General features: G+C 62.9%; 17 protein-coding genes. 7 read left to right on the forward strand and 10 right to left on the reverse strand.

The genetic code is table 11. From position 1 onward, the window contains the following. Positions 1 to 122: 122 nt before the first annotated feature. Both NTD80_RS26520 and NTD80_RS26525 read left to right on the forward strand, forming a co-directional pair. On the forward strand, positions 123 to 761 hold the full coding sequence (locus NTD80_RS26520; protein ID WP_262135498.1) for a DUF6036 family nucleotidyltransferase: 639 nt from the start codon (positions 123 to 125) through the stop codon (positions 759 to 761). After that, complete coding sequence (locus NTD80_RS26525) at positions 745 to 1,197, forward strand: hypothetical protein (RefSeq protein WP_262135499.1); 453 nt, start codon at positions 745 to 747, stop codon at positions 1,195 to 1,197. Before NTD80_RS26520 ends, NTD80_RS26525 begins: the two co-directional genes overlap by 17 nt. A 240-nt stretch (positions 1,198 to 1,437) precedes the next feature. Here NTD80_RS26525 and nagE read toward each other — a convergent pair whose 3' ends face one another. From nagE to NTD80_RS26560, 7 genes are all read right to left on the reverse strand, one after another. Next, the gene (nagE, locus tag NTD80_RS26530; RefSeq protein ID WP_262135500.1) at positions 1,438 to 3,144 is read right to left on the reverse strand and encodes an N-acetylglucosamine-specific PTS transporter subunit IIBC; all 1,707 of its coding nucleotides are present in this window, start codon (positions 3,142 to 3,144) and stop codon (positions 1,438 to 1,440) included. A gap of 26 nt (positions 3,145 to 3,170) precedes the next feature. Further along, entirely contained in the window at positions 3,171 to 5,681 is a 2,511-nt protein-coding gene (ptsP, locus tag NTD80_RS26535) for a phosphoenolpyruvate--protein phosphotransferase (RefSeq protein ID WP_262135501.1), read from the reverse strand. A 29-nt stretch (positions 5,682 to 5,710) separates the two neighbouring features. Continuing rightward, positions 5,711 to 6,733, reverse strand: coding sequence for an SIS domain-containing protein (locus NTD80_RS26540; protein ID WP_262135502.1), 1,023 nt, complete (start codon positions 6,731 to 6,733; stop codon positions 5,711 to 5,713). Next, entirely contained in the window at positions 6,714 to 7,820 is a 1,107-nt protein-coding gene (gene nagA, locus NTD80_RS26545; protein WP_262135503.1) for an N-acetylglucosamine-6-phosphate deacetylase, read from the reverse strand. The genes NTD80_RS26540 and nagA overlap by 20 nt, the downstream gene beginning before the upstream one ends. 10 nt (positions 7,821 to 7,830) lie before the next feature. After that, positions 7,831 to 8,589, reverse strand: a complete 759-nt coding sequence (locus tag NTD80_RS26550) for a GntR family transcriptional regulator (RefSeq protein WP_065908681.1) — start codon at positions 8,587 to 8,589, stop codon at positions 7,831 to 7,833. Positions 8,590 to 8,851: 262 nt separating this feature from the next. After that, positions 8,852 to 9,355 (reverse strand): murein L,D-transpeptidase family protein, encoded by a 504-nt coding sequence (locus tag NTD80_RS26555; protein WP_201145824.1) that lies wholly within the window; start codon positions 9,353 to 9,355, stop codon positions 8,852 to 8,854. 37 nt (positions 9,356 to 9,392) lie between these two features. Beyond that, positions 9,393 to 9,941, reverse strand: a complete 549-nt coding sequence (locus NTD80_RS26560; protein WP_065908685.1) for an NUDIX hydrolase — start codon at positions 9,939 to 9,941, stop codon at positions 9,393 to 9,395. A 146-nt stretch (positions 9,942 to 10,087) separates the two neighbouring features. On the opposite strand from NTD80_RS26560, the gene NTD80_RS26565 reads away from it, so the two are divergent. The 5 genes from NTD80_RS26565 to purT all read left to right on the forward strand — a co-directional run bounded on the left by NTD80_RS26565 (position 10,088) and on the right by purT (position 13,468). Then, on the forward strand, positions 10,088 to 10,690 hold the full coding sequence (locus NTD80_RS26565; protein ID WP_016971944.1) for a CoA pyrophosphatase: 603 nt from the start codon (positions 10,088 to 10,090) through the stop codon (positions 10,688 to 10,690). Positions 10,691 to 10,725: 35 nt separating this feature from the next. After that, on the forward strand, positions 10,726 to 11,250 hold the full coding sequence (locus NTD80_RS26570; protein WP_065908687.1) for a gamma carbonic anhydrase family protein: 525 nt from the start codon (positions 10,726 to 10,728) through the stop codon (positions 11,248 to 11,250). After that, positions 11,247 to 11,462, forward strand: a complete 216-nt coding sequence (locus NTD80_RS26575) for a DUF1289 domain-containing protein (RefSeq protein WP_262135504.1) — start codon at positions 11,247 to 11,249, stop codon at positions 11,460 to 11,462. Before NTD80_RS26570 ends, NTD80_RS26575 begins: the two co-directional genes overlap by 4 nt. Before the next feature lie 287 nt (positions 11,463 to 11,749). Next, a complete protein-coding gene (locus NTD80_RS26580; RefSeq protein WP_065908691.1) occupies positions 11,750 to 12,217 on the forward strand; it encodes a preQ0 transporter in 468 nt (155 codons plus the stop codon). Between the two features lie 69 nt (positions 12,218 to 12,286). Beyond that, the gene (gene purT, locus NTD80_RS26585; protein WP_078050076.1) at positions 12,287 to 13,468 is read left to right on the forward strand and encodes a formate-dependent phosphoribosylglycinamide formyltransferase; all 1,182 of its coding nucleotides are present in this window, start codon (positions 12,287 to 12,289) and stop codon (positions 13,466 to 13,468) included. Positions 13,469 to 13,594: 126 nt separating this feature from the next. Here the strand turns inward: purT and NTD80_RS26590 are convergent, their stop codons facing one another. The 3 genes from NTD80_RS26590 to NTD80_RS26600 form a co-directional block, all read right to left on the reverse strand. Then, positions 13,595 to 14,905 (reverse strand): MFS transporter, encoded by a 1,311-nt coding sequence (locus NTD80_RS26590; protein WP_262135505.1) that lies wholly within the window; start codon positions 14,903 to 14,905, stop codon positions 13,595 to 13,597. 367 nt (positions 14,906 to 15,272) lie between these two features. Next, on the reverse strand, positions 15,273 to 16,511 hold the full coding sequence (locus tag NTD80_RS26595; protein WP_106802704.1) for a transporter associated domain-containing protein: 1,239 nt from the start codon (positions 16,509 to 16,511) through the stop codon (positions 15,273 to 15,275). Between the two features lie 12 nt (positions 16,512 to 16,523). After that, positions 16,524 to 17,336 carry an inner membrane protein YpjD gene (locus NTD80_RS26600; RefSeq protein ID WP_065908699.1) on the reverse strand — a complete coding sequence of 271 codons (813 nt, stop codon included), beginning with the start codon at positions 17,334 to 17,336 and terminating at the stop codon, positions 16,524 to 16,526. Positions 17,337 to 17,480: the final 144 nt, after the last annotated feature.

Raw genomic sequence — 17,480 nt, forward strand, 5'->3', positions numbered from 1 at the left:
AACCTTTCGGGTTGTCCCTCGGAACTCGGCTGAATAGCCTTTGTTGGTCACTGACCATTCAGTGATCGGGGTTTGAATTCAAGGCCCGTTCAGCAGTGTTGCACTGGCTTGAGATTCAAGAAATGCAAACTCCTTATGTTGTCGCTCCGCGCCTCAATACGAGTAGCTCACTCGGACAAGCACTGATTTCAATGTTCAAATCCATTGAAGTGGAATTGATCCTTGAGGGAGCAAAGCCAGGAGCAGTCAAGGTCATCGTGTTCGGTGGCTGTGCTGTCCATCTATATACCCACCACCGTGTATCCACGGACGTTGATGCGGAGATTTATTGCACGAATATTCACCACAAATTGCGCCTGCAGACGTTACTGGCAGAGTTTCCAGAGCAATTTTTCGACGAGCAGTCTGGCCGTGTCATGGAACTCAATTATGACCTTCAATACAACACTGGCTTTGGTCCGCTTCACGAGGATTATTGGGAGAGGAGTATTCCCCTGGAAGAGTTTACTGCTGAGTCTGCACTGCATCTGCATATTGCTGCGCCTATCGACATTGCGATCTCCAAGCTGGGTCGAGCCACTGATCAGGACGTAGGCGACATCATGGCCCTGCTCAGGGCTGGGTTCATTGTGACCACTGAGTTCCGTCGGCTGGCATTGCAGGCAATTGATATGTATGTTGGCAACAAGGAACCACCTGCCTCTGTACTGACCAATATCTTGCACGATTACCTGGAAACTGAAGTTGATGAAGCCTATTAACGGTCCTGTCCTCTCCGATGCCTTGGATATGTTGGTCAAAAGTCCACTGAATCAGGCTGATGACAGTGCCCTTGTCAGCGCGGCGAAAGCGGTTTGGTATTCAGACACTAGTCTTGTGGGAGAGGTAAAGGCGTTTCTGGAAGTACACTCCAGTGAGGTGGAGCTTCGTCGTGCAGGTTATTTGCTGGAGCGTTTCACGCGCTTTTCGTGTGCGACAGACAGTCGGGTAGTCGAAGTGCTGAAGGTGCTGGAGCTTTTTCAGGCTGCTGCGTCCAAGCAAGAGGTAAAACGGCAGGGTACTGTTGCGCTTGGCAGTCGCCGCGATGAGTTGGCGGTGTCGTGGGGTTTGAGTGAAGGGCTGGGATTGAAGGCTCAAGCGTTAATGCCTTTTCAGACCCGCCATTACGAAGCCGAGCAACGTTCGGTATCTGCTTAGGCTTGAATCGGTATCAAAGAACCCGACTTAAGTCGGGTTTTTGCCGTCTGTGATCTCCAGTTTTCGGAGATTTTCCACAAATTCGGGTAGTCCGTCGGAGCCCGCCTCACGCATCTTCTGCAGTCGCTGCACATTCAGCGACCGGGACTGCAAGCCCGCTCTGACCGCATTGCCCGGTCGGGCACCGATCAACTGTGGGAGCGGGCTTGCCCGCGAATGGCCCGCACTGCCATCGCTGCTTTATACCTTGGCGCCGACCTCGCGGGCATTGACCAACCGTTCAAGCGCTTCGCTCAACCCCGACGCCTTGTCGCCAATCAGCAGGTGCCACACACCGCTGTCCAGCTGGCTCACCCCCTGGCACCCGAGCGCCGCCAGCTGAGCTTCGGACAAACCCGAATCATCGCCCAGTTCCACCCGCAGCCGGGTCATCGCCACCGCTTCCAGCTGGCGCACATTCGCGCGACCGCCGAGTGCGCTCAGCCATTGCTCGGCTTCCTGCACATTCACGACGACAGACTTATCCACAGGCGCCACTGCCACCGGTGCGCTGGCCACAAACGATGGCATGGCCAGCCGAATTTCATCGGCAATGCTGTCAGCCAGTGGCCCGACCACCACTTGTAGGCTGCCCCCATTGCCAGGCCGCACGACGGCCATCGCCCCCAGGGCTTTCAACTCGGCATCCACGGCTTTGTTGCGGTCGACCATGTCCAATCGCAGGCGCGTGGTGCAGGCCCCCACGCTGAGCAAGTTCGCCGCGCCGCCCAAGGCCTGGATATAAGCCGTGGCGCGCTGGTTATCAGTCATCGCTTCAGCCTGTGCCACCTGGATATCCTCGCGGCCCGGCGTTTTCAGGTTGAAGCGGCGGATGCAGTAACTGAAGACGCTGTAGTAGATCGCGGCATATGCCAGGCCTACCGGGACCACCAGCCAGCCATTGGTGGATTTGCCCCAGCCCAGCACCATGTCGATAAACCCACCGGAGAACGTGAAGCCCAGGTGGATATTCAACATATTGGTCAGCGCCATCGACAGGCCGGTGAGCAGCGCGTGGATCAGGTACAGGAACGGCGCCAGGAACATGAAGGCGAATTCAATCGGCTCGGTCACGCCGGTGAGGAACGAGGTGAGCGCCATCGACAGGAAAATCCCGCCCATCACTTTGCGCCGCTCCGGCAGGGCGTTGCGATACATCGCCAGGCACGCAGCGGGCAGGCCGAACAGCATCACCGGGAACATGCCGGTCATGAACTGGCCGCCTTTGGGGTCGCCGGCAAAGTAGCGGGTCAGGTCGCCGGTGACCACCGCGCCGGTCACCGGGTCGGTAAAGCTGCCGAACACAAACCACGCCATGTTGTTGAGGATATGGTGCAGGCCGGTGACGATCAGCAGGCGGTTGAACACGCCAAACACAAACGCGCCGAAACTGCCGCTTTCCATCAGCAGCACGCCGAAGCTGTTGATGCCGTGCTGGATCGGCGGCCAGATCAGGCCAAAGATCACTCCCAGGGCCACCGCCGAAAACCCGGTGACAATCGGCACGAACCGTCGCCCACCGAAGAACGCCAGGTATTCCGGCAGCTTGATGTCCTTGAAGCGGTTATACAGCGCACCGGCCATCAGCCCGCTGGCGATACCGGCGAGCATGCCCATGTTGATGGTCGAGTCCATCACCTTGAGCGTGGAGACCATCACCAGGTAGCCAATGGCTCCGGCCAGCCCGGCGGTGCCGTTGTTGTCGCGGGCAAAACCGACGGCGATGCCGATGGCGAAGATCAGCGCGAGGTTGGCGAAGATTGCCTGCCCGGCATCGTGCATGACGGCGATGTTCAACAGGTCGGTGTCACCCAGGCGCAGCAGCAGGCCGGCAATCGGCAAGATCGCGATGGGCAGCATCAGCGCGCGGCCCAGGCGTTGCAGCCCTTCGATGAATAATTGGTACATGGCGGGTCTCCTTTTTCTTGTTGTTTTCAGCTCAGCGGCCAGTGGTGTTGACAGGCTTGGCGAACCGCCCTGGCGCTGCTCAGGTCGAGCAGCCCTTGGCTCAGTTGCCGGCATTGCGCCGCGTCCAGGTGACGGACACGGTCCTTGATTTCTCCGATTTGCGGCGCGCTCACCGACAGCTCGCTGACCCCCAGGCCGACCAGGACCGGCGTCGCCAGCGGGTCGGATGCCAGGGCGCCACACACCCCAACCCAACGCCCATGCTTGGCGGCGCCAACGCACGTCTGGTGGATCAACCGCAGCAAGGCCGGGTGCAAGGCATCGACCCGCGCGGCGAGGCCGGCGTGGTCGCGGTCCATGGCCAGGGTGTACTGGGACAGGTCATTGGTGCCGATGGACAGAAAGTCCGCATGCTTGGCCAACTGCTCGGCCATCAGCGCGGCGGCAGGTACTTCGATCATCACGCCCAGTTCCGGGCGCTGAGTCAGCCCCAGTTCGGCACACAACTCATCCAGGCGCTGGCGGATCTGCAGCAGTTCGTCGACCTCGCTGACCATCGGCAGCAGGATGCGGCAGCGCTCCAGCGGGCTGACTTGCAGCAACGCGCGCAGCTGCTGATCGAGGAGTTCCGGGCGCAGTTGGGCCATGCGAATCCCGCGCAAGCCCAACACCGGGTTGGCTTCCACGGGCAGCGGCAAGTAGTCGAGCTGCTTGTCACCGCCGACGTCGATGGTGCGGATGATTACCGACTTGTCGCCCATCGCATCCAGCACGGCTTGATAGGCCTGGCGCTGCTCCTGTTCATCCGGCGCAGTGCGGCGGTCGACGAAGAGGAATTCGGTGCGCAGCAGGCCGACGCCGTCGGCGCCGTTCGCAAAGGCCAGTTGGGCCTCGGCGCTGGAGGCGACATTGGCCGCTACCTCGATGCTCACGCCATCGAGGGTGTGCGCCGGTTGCCCGGCCTGGGCCTGTTGCTGCTGGCGACGGCGTTGCTGCACGTCGCGAATCTGGTGCACTTCGGCGTGACGCGCTTCACTGGGCGCCAGTTCCAGGCGACCGTTGCCGGCGTCGAGCACCACGCGCTGGCCTTGCGGCACGTCGAGTACTTCTGCGCCCAACGCGACCACACACGGCAGGCCTTTGCCCCGCGCAAGGATCGCCACGTGGGAGGTGGCGCCACCTTCGGCCATGCAGATACCGGCCGCGTTTTGCGCGCTCAGTTGCAGCAAGTCCGACGGCGTCAGTTCGTGCGCGCTGACAATCGCCCCGGCGGGCAATTCGACGTGCCAGGCTTCGCCGAGCAGCGCGCGCAGGACCCGGTGCTGCAGGTCGCGCAGGTCATTGGCGCGCTCGGCGAACAGCGGTTTGCCCAAGGCCAGCAACACTGCGCATTGCGCCTGGATTGCATCACGCCAGGCATGGGTGGCGGCGCTGCCCTGTTCGATGGCTGCGGTGGCGGCTTCCAGCAGGGTCGGGTCTTCCAGCAGGGCGAGGTGGGCGGCGAAGATCTCTTCTTCCTCGACGGCCTGGCGTTGCCGGGCGTGGTCCAGGGTCTTGCGGATTTCGCCGCGCACCTGCTCCAGGGCCGCGTCCAGGCGTTGCAGTTGTTCGTCGGCGCGATGCTGGCCGAGGTCTGCCGGCAACTCGATACCCGCCAGGCGGAACAGTGGGCCACAAACCAGCCCGGGTGCCGCGCACACGCCTTGCAATACACCGGCTTCGGTATTCGCCCGCCGTGGTGCCGCGACGAGCGGCGCTGGGGGTGCCTCCTTGACCGCGACTGACAGCGCTGCGACCAGCGCCTGCAACGCGGCCTCGGCGTCTTTGCCGCGGCACGTCACGCGCACCTCGTCGCCTTCGCCGATCCCCAGGCCCAGCACACCGATCAGGCTGTTGCAGGCGGCCGACTTGGCGCCGAAATGCAATTGCGCCTGGCTGCTGAAACCCTCGGCGGTCTTGCGGATCAGCGCCGCCGGCCGTGCGTGCAGGCCGCCGCGATGGGTGATGCGTACGTTCGCGCTGGCTTCAATCAATGAGTTATCCACAACGGTTTGGCCCGGCGCGGTTGAGCGCGGTATCACGTGCAGCAACGGTTCGCCTACTCTGACGCTTTGCACGGCCACCGGACGCAATTCGAAGCGCTCGCCATTGGTCAGAATAATCAAGCTGACCAGGCTCTTGCACTGGCGAGCAATGCGGTCCAGGTCGAACTGCACTAAAGCCTGGCCACTGCTGACCCGTGCCCCTTGCTTGACCAGCAAGGCAAAACCTTCGCCGTTGAGTTCCACGGTGTCGATGCCCACGTGCATCAGCAACTCGGCACCGTTTTGCGCGCGGATCGTCAGCGCGTGCCCGGTGCGGGCGACATGAATGATCTCGCCATCGCAGGGCGCGTGCAGGCAATCGTTGAGCGGATCGATGGCGATACCGTCGCCCATGGCGCCGCTGGCGAACACTTCGTCGGGAACGTTGCCCAGGGTCAGCAGCGGACCACTGAGTGGGGCGCTAAGGGTCAATTCATTATTGTTGTAGGACATGGGCACGGTACTCATCAGGAAAACGCGACTCAGTGAGTGCGGGTAACTTTGCTCAGGTGACGCGGCTGGTCCGGGTCCATGCCCCGCGCTTCAGCCAGGCCGGCGGCCATCACGTAAAAGCTCTGGATCGCCAGGATCGGGTCCAGGCTCGGGTGTTCGGCGCGGCTCAAGGTCAGGTCACGCTCGGCGATATCGTCCGGTGCGGCCAACAGCACGCGGGCGCCGCGCTGGCGCATGTCGGCGGCCAGGCTCAACAGGCCGGCCTGCTCGGCGCCGCGTGGGGCGAATACCAGCAAGGGGTAGTCTTCATCGATCAAGGCCATCGGCCCGTGGCGCACTTCGGCACTGCTGAAGGCTTCGGCCTGGATCGCCGAGGTTTCCTTGAGCTTGAGCGCGGCCTCCTGGGCGATGGCAAACCCGGCGCCACGGCCGATCACCATCAATTGCTGGCAGTCGCGCAGGGCGTCGATGGCGGGGCGCCAATCCTGCCCGGCGGCTTCGCTCAGGCCTTCGGGCAGGGCGCGGCAGGCCTGGAGCAAATCGGCTTCCTGGTTCCAGTGGCCAATCAACTGCGCGCTGGCGCTGAGGGTGGCGATAAAGCTTTTGGTCGCGGCGACACTCAGTTCCGGCCCGGCGCACAGCGGCACGTGGAATTCACAAGCAGCCTCCAGCGGCGAGTCTTCGGCGTTCACCAGCGAAATGCTCAAGGCTCCCCGCTTGCGCAGCAGGCGCAGGCTGTTGACCAGGTCCGGACTTTGCCCCGATTGCGAGAAGCCGAACGCCACCTGGCCGCTGACTTTCAAGGGCGCCTGCAACAGGGTCACCACCGACATCGGCAACGATGCCACCGGGATGCCCACGTGCTGCATGGCCAGGTAGGCGAAGTAACTGGCGGCGTGGTCTGAACTGCCGCGCGCGATGGTCATCGCCACTTGCGGCGGCTGGCGACGCAGGCGGCCGGCGATTTCTTCCAGCAGCGGGTCCAGGCGTTGCAGTTGCGCCGCAACGGCATCGCGGGAGGCCAGGGCCTCTTCAAGCATTTTTGAAGACAATGGTTTCTCCTTCGACCATGACGTCGGTGAGGTGCAGGGAGCGGTCCAGGCGTACGCAGTCGGCGAAGCTGCCGGGTTGCAGGCGGCCGCGTTCTTCCAGGCCCAGGTAGTCCGCAGGAAATTGCGACAGGCGTTGTGAGGCTTCGCTGATGGGCAGGCCGATCTTCACCAGGTTGCGCAGCGCCTGGTCCATGGTCAGGGTGCTCCCGGCCAGGGTGCCGTCGGCCAGGCGTACGCCGCCCAGGCACTTGGTCACGGTGTGGCTGCCCAGCTTGTATTCGCCATCGGGCATGCCGGCGGCGGCGGTGGAATCGGTGACGCAGTACAGGCATGGGATCGAACGCAGGGCGACGCGCATGGCACCGGGGTGCACGTGCAGCAAGTCCGGGATCAGTTCGGCGTATTGCGCGTGTGCCAGCGCGGCGCCGACGATGCCCGGCTCGCGGTGATGCAGCGGGCTCATGGCGTTATACAGATGCGTGAAACTGGTGGCGCCGGCGGCGAGGGCGGCGACGCCTTCTTCATAGCTGCCCAGCGTGTGGCCGATCTGCATGCGCACCCCGCGTTGGCTGAGGGCACGGATCAGGCCGTCATGCCCGGCGATTTCCGGGGCGATGGTGATCACCCGGATCGGCGCCAGGCGCAGGTAGGCTTCCACTTCGTCCATCAATGCGGTGTGGGCGAAGTTGGGTTGTGCGCCGAGTTTTCCGGGATTGATGTAGGGCCCTTCCAGGTGCACACCGAGGACACGGGCGCTGCCTGTAGGGCGCTGCTCGCAGAAGGTGCCGAGCTGGCCGAGCACGCTGGAGATTTCATCCACCGGTGCGGTCATGGTGGTGGCCAGCAGCGAGGTGGTGCCAAAGCGCACGTGGGTGCGGGTGATGGTCTCGAAGGCGTCGGCACCTTCCATGATGTCCTTGCCGCCACCGCCGTGCACATGCAGGTCGATAAAGCCCGGCAGCAGGTAGGGCAGCTCGTTGTCGGCAGGGTCGCAAGGCACGCCTTCAATGGCGGTGACCTTGCCGTGCTCGTGCACCAGGCGGCCGCGCATCCAGCCGTGTGGCGTGAGGATATTGTCTTCGGACATGGGCAGTTCTCTAAGGCCGCAGCTCGGCGGCAAAGTCATAGCGGCGCAGCTCTGCGACGAAGTCGTAGTAGTCATTGCGGCAGTAGGTGTCGGTGATTTCGATCGGCGTGTTGTCGGCGGTGTAGCCGACCCGGGTCATCAGCAGCATGGCGGTGCCGGGGGCGATGCCCACCAGCTTGGCGAACTCGTCCGAGGCGTTGATCGCCTGGATGTGTTGCAAGGCGCGGACGACGGGTTTGCCGATGCCTTCAAGGTATTCGTACAGCGAGTTGCCGATCGCCTGCGGCTGCGGCAGCACGGAGGCGGGCATTGCCGTCATTTCGATTGCCATGACCGTATCATCGGCCTTGCGCAGGCGTTTGAGCCGCGCGACCTTGTCGGTCGGCGACAGGCCCAGGCGGATCAGTTCTTCGTGGGTCGGCGGGGTGATGTCGCGCTCCAGCCACTGTGAGGTGGGCACAAACCCCTTGAGGCGCAACATCTCGCTGAAGCCCGACAGGCGCGACAGCGGCTGTTCCAGGCGTGGCGTGATAAACGTGCCGGAGCCCTGGCTGCGGCGAATCAGGCCTTGGGTAAACAGCACTTCCAGCGCCTTGCGGGCGGTCACCCGCGAAATGCTCAACTGCTCGCTGAGGGCGCGCTCCGAGGGCAACGCCTGCTCGGATTTCCACTGGCCGGCGTGAATCGCCGCTTCCAGGTTGCGCGCCAGTTGCAGGTACAGCGGCGTGGATTGTTTGTCGTCGGGACGCAGCGTCAGGATGGGGTTCATCGTTAAGGTTTCCGATGCGGTTATTGGAGTGTTGTCGCCCGGTATTCGCCGGAAGCTAATACCACTTAAATACCATGTCAATGCTGCCAAAACGGTGCAAGTGCCGGTTTCAGGGCGCCTTATGGGTGCGTGGTATCAAGTGGTATTAGAGAGGTCTTTAGAGCGCGCAGAAGTGCACAGCCCGCGCGGTGAACTGGTATTCACCGGCAGGGGCTGCGCAGGGCAGGAATTATTTTCGAATTATTTTACCGGAGGTCGAAGATTACGGCCGAATCTCGATCATGGTGCCGTCCTTGACCAGGTTCCAGACTTCGCGCATGTCGACGTTGCGCATGCCGATGCAGCCGTCGGTCCAGTCCAGGGTGTGGAACCACTGCTCGGGGTAGTCTTCGCTGTCGGGCGTGCCGTGGATCATGATCATGCTGCCGGGCTTCACGCCCTCGCGGCGGGCGCGGGCCGAGTCGCTGATATTGGGATAGGAAATGTGCATGGCCAGGTTGAAGCGGTCGCTGGTCTTGCGCCAGTCGATCCAGTAGAAGCCTTCGGGCGTGCGGCGGTCGCCTTCGAACAACTTGGTGCCCTTGGGGTTTTTGCCGAGCGAGATGCGGTAGGTCTTGAGGGGCTTGCCGTCGTTGATCAGTTGCAACTGATGGGCGGATTTGAGCACCAGGACTTTTTCGACAGGTTTGCCGCCCAGGGTTTCCAGGGTGGAGGCGCAGCACAGCGTAGCGAACGACAGGCAGATCAGAGCAAGCAACCAACGCATTGAAACGGTATCCCTTGGGCGACGATCTGCCGGATGGTTATTGGGCGGGCTTTGACAGCGGTGGCACAGACTCGCTGCGCACCGGGAACGCCTGTTGGCGGCGGTCAGCGAAAAAGCATTCTAAGGTACGCCCGACCGTGCGGAAAGCCAGCTCGGACCAAGGGATGTCGGCTTCGTCGAACAACTGCACTTCAAGGCTTTCGGGGCCGGCGGCGAAGTCCAGGTCAACCAGTTCGGCGCGGTAGAAGATATGCACCTGGCTGATGTGCGGCACGTCGATCAGCGTATAGATGCTCAGGTTGCGCACACGCGCGCAGGCTTCTTCGAGGGTTTCGCGCATGGCCGCCTGTTCCACGGTCTCGCCGTTTTCCATGAAGCCTGCCGGCAGGGTCCAGTACCCCAGGCGCGGTTCGATGGCGCGGCGGCACAGCAACACCTTATCGCCCCACACCGGTACGGTGCCGGCGACGATATTGGGGTTCTGGTAGTGAATGGTCGAGCAGTGATCACACACAAAACGCAGGCGTGCGTCGCCTTCGGGAATGCGTTGGGTAACCGGTTTACCGCACTGGCTGCAGAAGTTCATGCTGGGGTTCCTGGAAAGTGCGTCTATCTTGGCGTGGCCGGCAGGGCCCTGCAAGTTGTCGTTTAGCGACACCGCGCGGGTTTTGGGGTTGGGCACCCGCACGCTTTGGTGCATGATGCAAGGTAGCCAACAGACCGAGATGACTCATGCTGGACGAGCTACTTCGCCGGGTAAGCAATCACACACCCCATACGCTGGAGACTGACGGGCGTTTCCCCGAGGCCGCCGTGCTGGTGCCGATTACCCGCAGTGACGAACCTGAGCTGATCCTGACCCTGCGCGCCAGCGGCCTGTCGACCCACGGTGGCGAAGTGGCCTTTCCCGGCGGGCGTCGCGACCCCGAAGACCCGGACCTGATCTTCACCGCCCTGCGTGAAGCCGAAGAAGAAATCGGCCTGCCGCCCGGTCTGGTCGAGGTGATCGGCCCGCTGAGCCCGCTGATTTCCCTGCATGGCATTCGGGTCACGCCCTATGTAGGGGTTATCCCCGATTACGTTGAATACTTGGCCAACGATGCCGAGATTGCTGCCGTTTTCAGCGTGCCGTTGGACTTTTTCCGGCAGGACCCGCGCGAACATACCCACAGGATCGATTACCAGGGCCGCAGCTGGTATGTGCCCAGCTATCGGTTTGGCGAATACAAGATCTGGGGGCTGACGGCGATCATGATCGTGGAGCTGATCAATCTGCTCTATGACGACGCCAAGATCAGCCTGCACCAGCCACCCAAGAGCTTCATCAATATCTAAGCCATCGCTTGAATGGCCAGCCGTGAGGACACACCATGAAATACCGCCTGGGCGATGCCCGCGTCGAGACGCATCCACACAGCTGGGTGGCCCCGAATGCCACGCTGGTGGGCAAGGTCAAGCTGGAGGAGGGCGCCAACGTCTGGTTCAACGCGGTATTGCGTGGCGACAACGAACTGATCCTGATCGGCAAGAACAGCAACGTGCAGGACGGCAGCGTGATGCACACCGACATGGGCTACCCGTTGACCCTGGGCACCGGCGTGACCATCGGCCATAACGCCATGCTGCACGGCTGCACCGTCGACGACTACAGCCTGATCGGCATCAATGCGGTGATCCTCAACGGCGCCAAGATCGGCAAGCACTGCATCATCGGCGCCAATTCGCTGATCGGCGAAGGCAAGGAAATTCCCGATGGCTCGCTGGTGATGGGTTCGCCGGGCAAGGTGGTGCGTGAACTCACCGACGCCCAGAAGCGCATGCTCGAAGCCAGCGCCGCGCACTATGTGCATAACGCGCAGCGTTACGCGCGAGACCTGGCCGAGCAGGACGCATGAACCCGACAGAACGCCCCGTCGCCTCGCCGTGCGTGAGCATTTGCGCGCTGGATGACGACGACATCTGCACCGGCTGCCAGCGCACCGTGGATGAAATCACGCGCTGGAGCCGCATGGACAACGCCGAACGCCGGGTGGTGCTGGGGTTGTGCCATGAGCGGGCGAAGGCGAGTGGGTTGGTGTGGATGCTGCCGGGGAAGTCCGGCGGCTGACGTGTTTGCGGTGACCTCTGCGCTGTGGACTGTTGCGACGAACGAGCTTCTTGTGGTGAGCGGGCTTCTTGTGGCGAGCGGGCTTGCCCCGCGTTGGGCTGCGCAGCAGCCCCAATAGGCGCGCCGCGTTACATCAGACGAACCGCGGTGCAGGTTTCAGGGCTGCTGCGCACCCCAACGCGGGGCAAGCCCGCTCGCCACAAGAGGCCCTTTACCACCACGGCCCCGCTCGCCACAAAGGGTGTGGTGCATTACCCTGTGCGCATTATTTACAGGTCCCGCGCCCCATGTTCTTCCTGATCGCCTACATCAGCAGCGTCGTGCTGATCAACTTCGCCTTCTCCACCGCCCCACACCTGGACGTCATCTGGTCGGCCTGGGGTGGCCTGGTGTTTGTCCTGCGCGACATGGTGCAGACCCGCTTCGGCCATGGTGCGATCATCGCCATGCTGGCGGCGCTGGTACTGTCGTATATCACTTCCGATCCCTCCATCGCCCTGGCCAGCGCCACGGCGTTCGCGGTGTCGGAGTGCATCGACTGGCTGGTATTCAGCATCACCAAGCGCCCGCTGCATGACCGCCTGTGGATAAGTTCGGCGCTGAGCATTCCCCTCGATACGTTTATCTTCTTCGGCCTGATCGGCGCGCTCACCCCCGCCGTGGCAGGCACCGCGCTGGTGTCGAAGTTCGCCGGAGTCACGGCGGTGTGGTTGATCATGGCCTGGCGTGTGCGCAAGCGGGCCGTCGCCAACTGAGGCCAATTTTTACAGTTCATGTAAAATGCCGGCCTTTCTCCAAATGATCCGCTCCCCTGAGGACCTGAGATGACCCGAATCGGAACTCCATTGTCGCCAACCGCGACCCGCGTTTTGCTGTGTGGCTGCGGTGAGCTGGGCAAGGAAGTGGTAATCGAACTGCAACGCCTGGGCGTTGAAGTGATTGCCGTGGATCGCTACGCCAACGCGCCGGCCATGCAGGTGGCGCATCGCAGCCACGTGATCAACATGCTCGACGGCGCGGCCCTGCGTGCGGTGATCGAAGCGGAAAAACCGCACTTCATCGTGCCGGAAATCGAAGCCATCGCCACCGCCACCCTGGTGGAATTGGAGGCCGAAGGCTTCACCGTGATCCCGACCGCACGGGCTACCTCGCTGACCATGAACCGCGAAGGCATCCGTCGCCTGGCCGCCGAAGAGCTGGACCTGCCGACCTCGCCGTATCACTTCGCCGACACCTTCGAAGACTACAGCAAGGCCGTCCAGGACCTGGGCTTCCCGTGCGTGGTCAAGCCGGTGATGAGTTCGTCGGGCAAGGGCCAGAGCCTGCTGCGCAGCGTCGACGACGTGCAGAAAGCCTGGGACTACGCCCAGGAAGGCGGGCGTGCCGGTAAAGGCCGGGTGATCATCGAGGGCTTTATCGACTTCGACTACGAAATCACTCTGCTGACCGTGCGTCACGTCGGTGGCACCACCTTCTGCGCGCCGGTCGGTCACCGTCAGGAGAAGGGCGACTACCAGGAATCCTGGCAGCCGCAGGCCATGAGCCCGATTGCCCTGGCGGAATCCGAGCGGGTTGCCAAAGCCGTGACCGAGGCGCTGGGTGGCCGTGGTCTGTTTGGCGTGGAATTGTTCATCAAGGGCGACCAGGTGTGGTTCAGCGAAGTTTCGCCGCGCCCGCATGACACTGGCCTGGTGACCCTGATTTCCCAGGACCTGTCGCAGTTCGCCCTGCACGCGCGCGCCATTCTTGGCCTGCCGATTCCATTGATCCGTCAGTTCGGCCCTTCGGCGTCGGCAGTGATCCTGGTGGAAGGGCAATCGACCCAGACGGCATTCGCCAACCTGGGCGCAGCCTTGAGCGAGCCGGACACGGCGTTGCGTCTGTTTGGCAAGCCGGAAGTGAATGGCCAGCGCCGCATGGGCGTGGCGTTGGCGCGGGATGAGTCGATTGAGGCGGCCCGGGCTAAAGCTACCCGTGCTTCGAAGGCTGTTGTTGTAGAGCTGTAATCCCACGCTTAGCGTTCCCGCGCTCTGCGTGGGAACGCCGCGCTGGAAGCCCCGCGTCTGCTCTCAAGGGCGTGACGCAGGCCGTCACCGGATGCATTCCCACGCAGAGCGTGGGAATGATCGCCATCAGGCGACCTTGTTCAAATCATTGTGACGCGTCTCTTTCAGGCACAGCACAGCAATCAGGCTGAGCAACGCTGCCGCCGACACATACCCACCGACATAACTCAGCCCACCCATCGCCACCAGCTTGGTCGCGAAGAACGGTGCGGCCGACGCGCCGACAATCCCACCCAGGTTGTACGCCGCCGAAGCGCCGGTATAACGCACGCGGGTCGGGAACAATTCCGGCAGCATCGCGCCCATCGGGGCGAAGGTCACACCCATCAGGAACAGCTCCAATGCCAGGAACAGCGCAACCGCCCAGGTCGAGCCGTGGGTGAGCAGCGGCTCCATGGTAAAGCCCGACAGAATCGCCAGGATCGCGCCGACGATCAGCACCGGCTTGCGCCCGTAGCGGTCACTGGCCAAGGCTGCCAACGGTGTGGCCAGGCCCATGAACAGCACGGCAAAACACAGCAGGCCCAGGAACGTCTCGCGGCTGTAGCCCAGGGTGGATACGCCGTAGCTGAGGGAAAACGCCGTGGTGATGTAGAACAGCGCATAGCACACCACCATCGAAGCGGCGCCCAGCAGGACCGGCAGCCAATGCTGGCTGAACAGTTCCACCAACGGCACTTTCACCGGCGCTTGCTTGGCGACGGCATTGGCGAATACCGGGGTTTCATGCAGCTTCAGGCGCGCGTACAGGCCAACCATCACCAGCGCGGCGCTGAGGATGAACGGGATCCGCCAGCCCCAGTTGCGGAACTGCTCGTCGCTGAGGTTCATGGCCAGGATCAGGAACAAGCCGTTGGCCGCGAGAAAGCCAATCGACGGGCCCAGTTGCGGAAACATGCCGAACCAGGCGCGCTTGCCTTTCGGTGCGTTTTCCGTCGCCAGCAACGCGGCACCGCCCCATTCTCCGCCGAGCCCCAGGCCCTGGCCGAAACGCAGCACACACAACAGGATCGGTGCCCAGGCGCCGATGCTGTCATAGCCGGGCAGCAAGCCGATCAACGTGGTGCACACGCCCATGAGCAGGAGCGAGGCAACCAGCGTGGATTTGCGCCCGATACGGTCGCCAAAGTGACCGAACAGCGCCGAGCCCAGCGGGCGGGCGATGAAGGCAATGCCGAAGGTCAGGAACGACGCCAGCATCTGCGCGGTGCCGGAGCTCTGCGGAAAGAACACCGGGCCGATCACCAGCGCGGCGGCGGTGGCGTAAATATAGAAATCGTAGAACTCGATGGCCGTGCCGACGATGCTCGCGGTGGCGACGCGGGCGGTCGAGTTGGTCGGGGCGGCGGTCGCGGCCTCGTTATAGGCGGTGCTCATTGAAGTATCCCTGATGGTCATTGCGCGTTTGGACGCGGATTATTATTGGTCGAACACCCATGGATCAGGGGTGTAAGCGGGGCGGCTCGGGATGGGAGCAAACACCGGTCAGACACGGTAACGCAGTGCCTGGACGCGCTGAGTGCGGGTAGCACGCGGTCGGGCAGGGCTCTGGTAAGCCGCACCGATTATAGGAAGGGGTTTGCGGATCCAACAAGGGGGCTGACGAGGATCTCTTGACTGGAAATCGGATCAATGTGGGAGCTGGCTTGCCTGCGATACAGACGCCTCGGTGCATCAGGAGTACCGACCTGAAGCCATCGCCGGCAAGCCAGCTCCCACATTGGATGTGTGTTGCGCCGGGAGATCAGGCGGCGACGGGCACGCGGCTGGTGTGCCAGATCAGCACTTTGCTCACACGGTTGTCCTCGGTCTCGAGGATTTCCAGGCGGTAGCGCCCGATTTTCAGGCACACCGCGCAATCCGGGATGGTCTCCAGGGCTTCGGTCACCAGGCCGTTGAGGGTCTTGGGGCCGTCGCTGGGCAGGTGCCAGCCCAGGCTCTTGTTCAGCTCGCGGATCGAGGCGGCGCCGTCGATGATGTAGCGGCCATCGGGCTGCGCTTCGATGTGCGGGTTGTCTGCGGCCTGATCGCTTTCGAATTCGCCGACGATTTCTTCGAGGATATCTTCCAGGGTGACGATCCCCAGCACTTCGCCGTATTCATCCACGACCATGCCCAGGCGTCGCTGCTGTTTGTGGAAGTTCAGCAGTTGCAGCTGCAGCGGCGTGCTTTCAGGGACGAAGTAAGGCTCGTGGCAGGCGGCGAGCAGGGCTTCCTTGGTCAGGCTGGCGTCGGGCAGCAGGTGCTGGATCTGCCGGGTATTGAGCACCGCTTCGACCTGGTTGATATCACTGTGGAAAACCGGCAGGCGGGTGCGCTGCGAAGTGCGCAGTTGTTCGATGATGGCTTCGATCGAGTCATCCAGGTTGATGCCGTCCACTTCGCTGCGCGGCACCAGGATGTCATTGACGGTAATGTTGTCCAGGGCGTGGATGCCTGGCATGCCGGGGGTACGGCTTTCGTCGGCGTCCGGTTCCGGCTCGTCGTCGTGGTCGGGCAGCGGTTCGTCGCTTTTTTTCACCACCCCGGTCTTGCGTGCGAACGGGCGCAGCAGCAACAGGCTGATGCCATTGAGCAGCCAGGCCAGCGGATAGAGGATTTTCAACGGTATGCCCAGCAGCGTGTTGCCAAAGCCCAGCACCGCTTGCGGATGGCGGGTGGCGAGGGCGCGCGGCAGGTAGTCGGCGAGGATCAGCAACAGGGCGCAGGAGATCAGCCAGCCGAGCCACGGGCCGTTCTGTGCCCAGGCATAGATCGCCAGCAGGGTGCACAGAATCACCACGGCGGCGCGGCACAGGCTGTTGCACAGGATCAGGCTATGACGGGGGAAACTCAGGCGGGCGGCGGCCTTGTCACCCTGGCGTGTGCCGGGGCGCAGGGCCAGCAGGTGCTGTTGCGCGGCTTCGATGGCGGTAAACAGCGCCGCCCATAACACCAGCAGGGCGATTACCGCGAACATCGGCTCCAGGGGCAAGTTGTCCATGATTGCAGCCCGTCAGATATGCAGGATGTATTCGCGGACCAGCTTGCTGCCGAAATAGGCCAGCATCAGCAGGCAGAAACCGGCTAGGGTCCAGCGAATCGCCTTGTGCCCACGCCAGCCGAGGCGGTTGCGGCCCCACAGCAACACGCTGAACACCACCCAGGCCAGGCACGCCAGCAGGGTCTTGTGCACCAGGTGCTGGGCAAACAGGTTTTCGACGAACAGCCAGCCGGAAATCAGCGACAGCGACAGCAGCGTCCAGCCAGCCCAGAGAAAACCGAACAGCAGGCTTTCCATGGTCTGCAGCGGCGGGAAGTTCTTGATCAGCCCGGACGGGTGCTTGTGCTTGAGCTGGTGGTCCTGCAACAGCAGGAGCAGGGCCTGGAACACCGCAATGGTGAACATGCCGTAGGCGAGGATCGACAGCAGGATATGCGCGAGGATGCCCGGTTCTTCATCGATCACCTGCACGGTGCCGGTGGGGGCGAATTGCGCCAGCAGCACAGTCAGCACGCCCAGCGGGAATAACAGCACCAGCAGGTTTTCGACGGGAATCCGGTAGCAGGCCATCAAGGTCAGCGCGATCACCGCAGCAGCGATCAGGCTGGCGGCGCTGAAAAAATCCAGGCCCAGGCCGACCGGCGTCATCAGGTGGGTGAACAGGCTCGCGGCATGGGCCAGCAGGGCGAGGACGCCCAGGCCGACCAGCAGGCGTTTGTCGGCCTTGGTGCCTTGGGCGAGGCGAGTGCCCTGATAGAGGGTCGCAGCGGCATACAAGAGGGCGGCGGCGAGGCTGGGTAGCAAACTGGGTGACAAGGGGACCATAAATCCTGATAGACAAGCCCGAAAGGCGCTGAGTTTGGCATACACCTGCGTTCCACGAAAGACTCCCGGGCCAGACAGCGGGTGTGCATGGACGCAGTCTTCGCTATAATCCGCGACCTGCCCACGCCGCAGGCTCGCCGAGCG

It is taken from the genome of Pseudomonas sp. 13B_2.1_Bac1 (assembly GCF_025466155.1).
Taxonomy (GTDB): domain Bacteria; phylum Pseudomonadota; class Gammaproteobacteria; order Pseudomonadales; family Pseudomonadaceae; genus Aquipseudomonas; species Aquipseudomonas aylmerensis.

What these genes read in the sequence shown, in the direction of transcription:
- NTD80_RS26520 (WP_262135498.1), top strand. Translation starts at nt 123, where the DNA reads ATGCAAACTCCTTATGTTGTCGCTCCGCGCCTCAATACGAGTAGCTCA.
- nagE (WP_262135500.1), bottom strand. Translation starts at nt 3,144, where the DNA reads ATGTACCAATTATTCATCGAAGGGCTGCAACGCCTGGGCCGCGCGCTG.
- ptsP (WP_262135501.1), bottom strand. Translation starts at nt 5,681, where the DNA reads ATGTCCTACAACAATAATGAATTGACCCTTAGCGCCCCACTCAGTGGT.
- nagA (WP_262135503.1), bottom strand. Translation starts at nt 7,820, where the DNA reads ATGTCCGAAGACAATATCCTCACGCCACACGGCTGGATGCGCGGCCGC.
- NTD80_RS26550 (WP_065908681.1), bottom strand. Translation starts at nt 8,589, where the DNA reads ATGAACCCCATCCTGACGCTGCGTCCCGACGACAAACAATCCACGCCG.
- NTD80_RS26555 (WP_201145824.1), bottom strand. Translation starts at nt 9,355, where the DNA reads ATGCGTTGGTTGCTTGCTCTGATCTGCCTGTCGTTCGCTACGCTGTGC.
- NTD80_RS26560 (WP_065908685.1), bottom strand. Translation starts at nt 9,941, where the DNA reads ATGAACTTCTGCAGCCAGTGCGGTAAACCGGTTACCCAACGCATTCCC.
- NTD80_RS26565 (WP_016971944.1), top strand. Translation starts at nt 10,088, where the DNA reads ATGCTGGACGAGCTACTTCGCCGGGTAAGCAATCACACACCCCATACG.
- NTD80_RS26570 (WP_065908687.1), top strand. Translation starts at nt 10,726, where the DNA reads ATGAAATACCGCCTGGGCGATGCCCGCGTCGAGACGCATCCACACAGC.
- NTD80_RS26575 (WP_262135504.1), top strand. Translation starts at nt 11,247, where the DNA reads ATGAACCCGACAGAACGCCCCGTCGCCTCGCCGTGCGTGAGCATTTGC.
- NTD80_RS26580 (WP_065908691.1), top strand. Translation starts at nt 11,750, where the DNA reads ATGTTCTTCCTGATCGCCTACATCAGCAGCGTCGTGCTGATCAACTTC.
- purT (WP_078050076.1), top strand. Translation starts at nt 12,287, where the DNA reads ATGACCCGAATCGGAACTCCATTGTCGCCAACCGCGACCCGCGTTTTG.
- NTD80_RS26590 (WP_262135505.1), bottom strand. Translation starts at nt 14,905, where the DNA reads ATGAGCACCGCCTATAACGAGGCCGCGACCGCCGCCCCGACCAACTCG.
- NTD80_RS26595 (WP_106802704.1), bottom strand. Translation starts at nt 16,511, where the DNA reads ATGGACAACTTGCCCCTGGAGCCGATGTTCGCGGTAATCGCCCTGCTG.
- NTD80_RS26600 (WP_065908699.1), bottom strand. Translation starts at nt 17,336, where the DNA reads ATGGTCCCCTTGTCACCCAGTTTGCTACCCAGCCTCGCCGCCGCCCTC.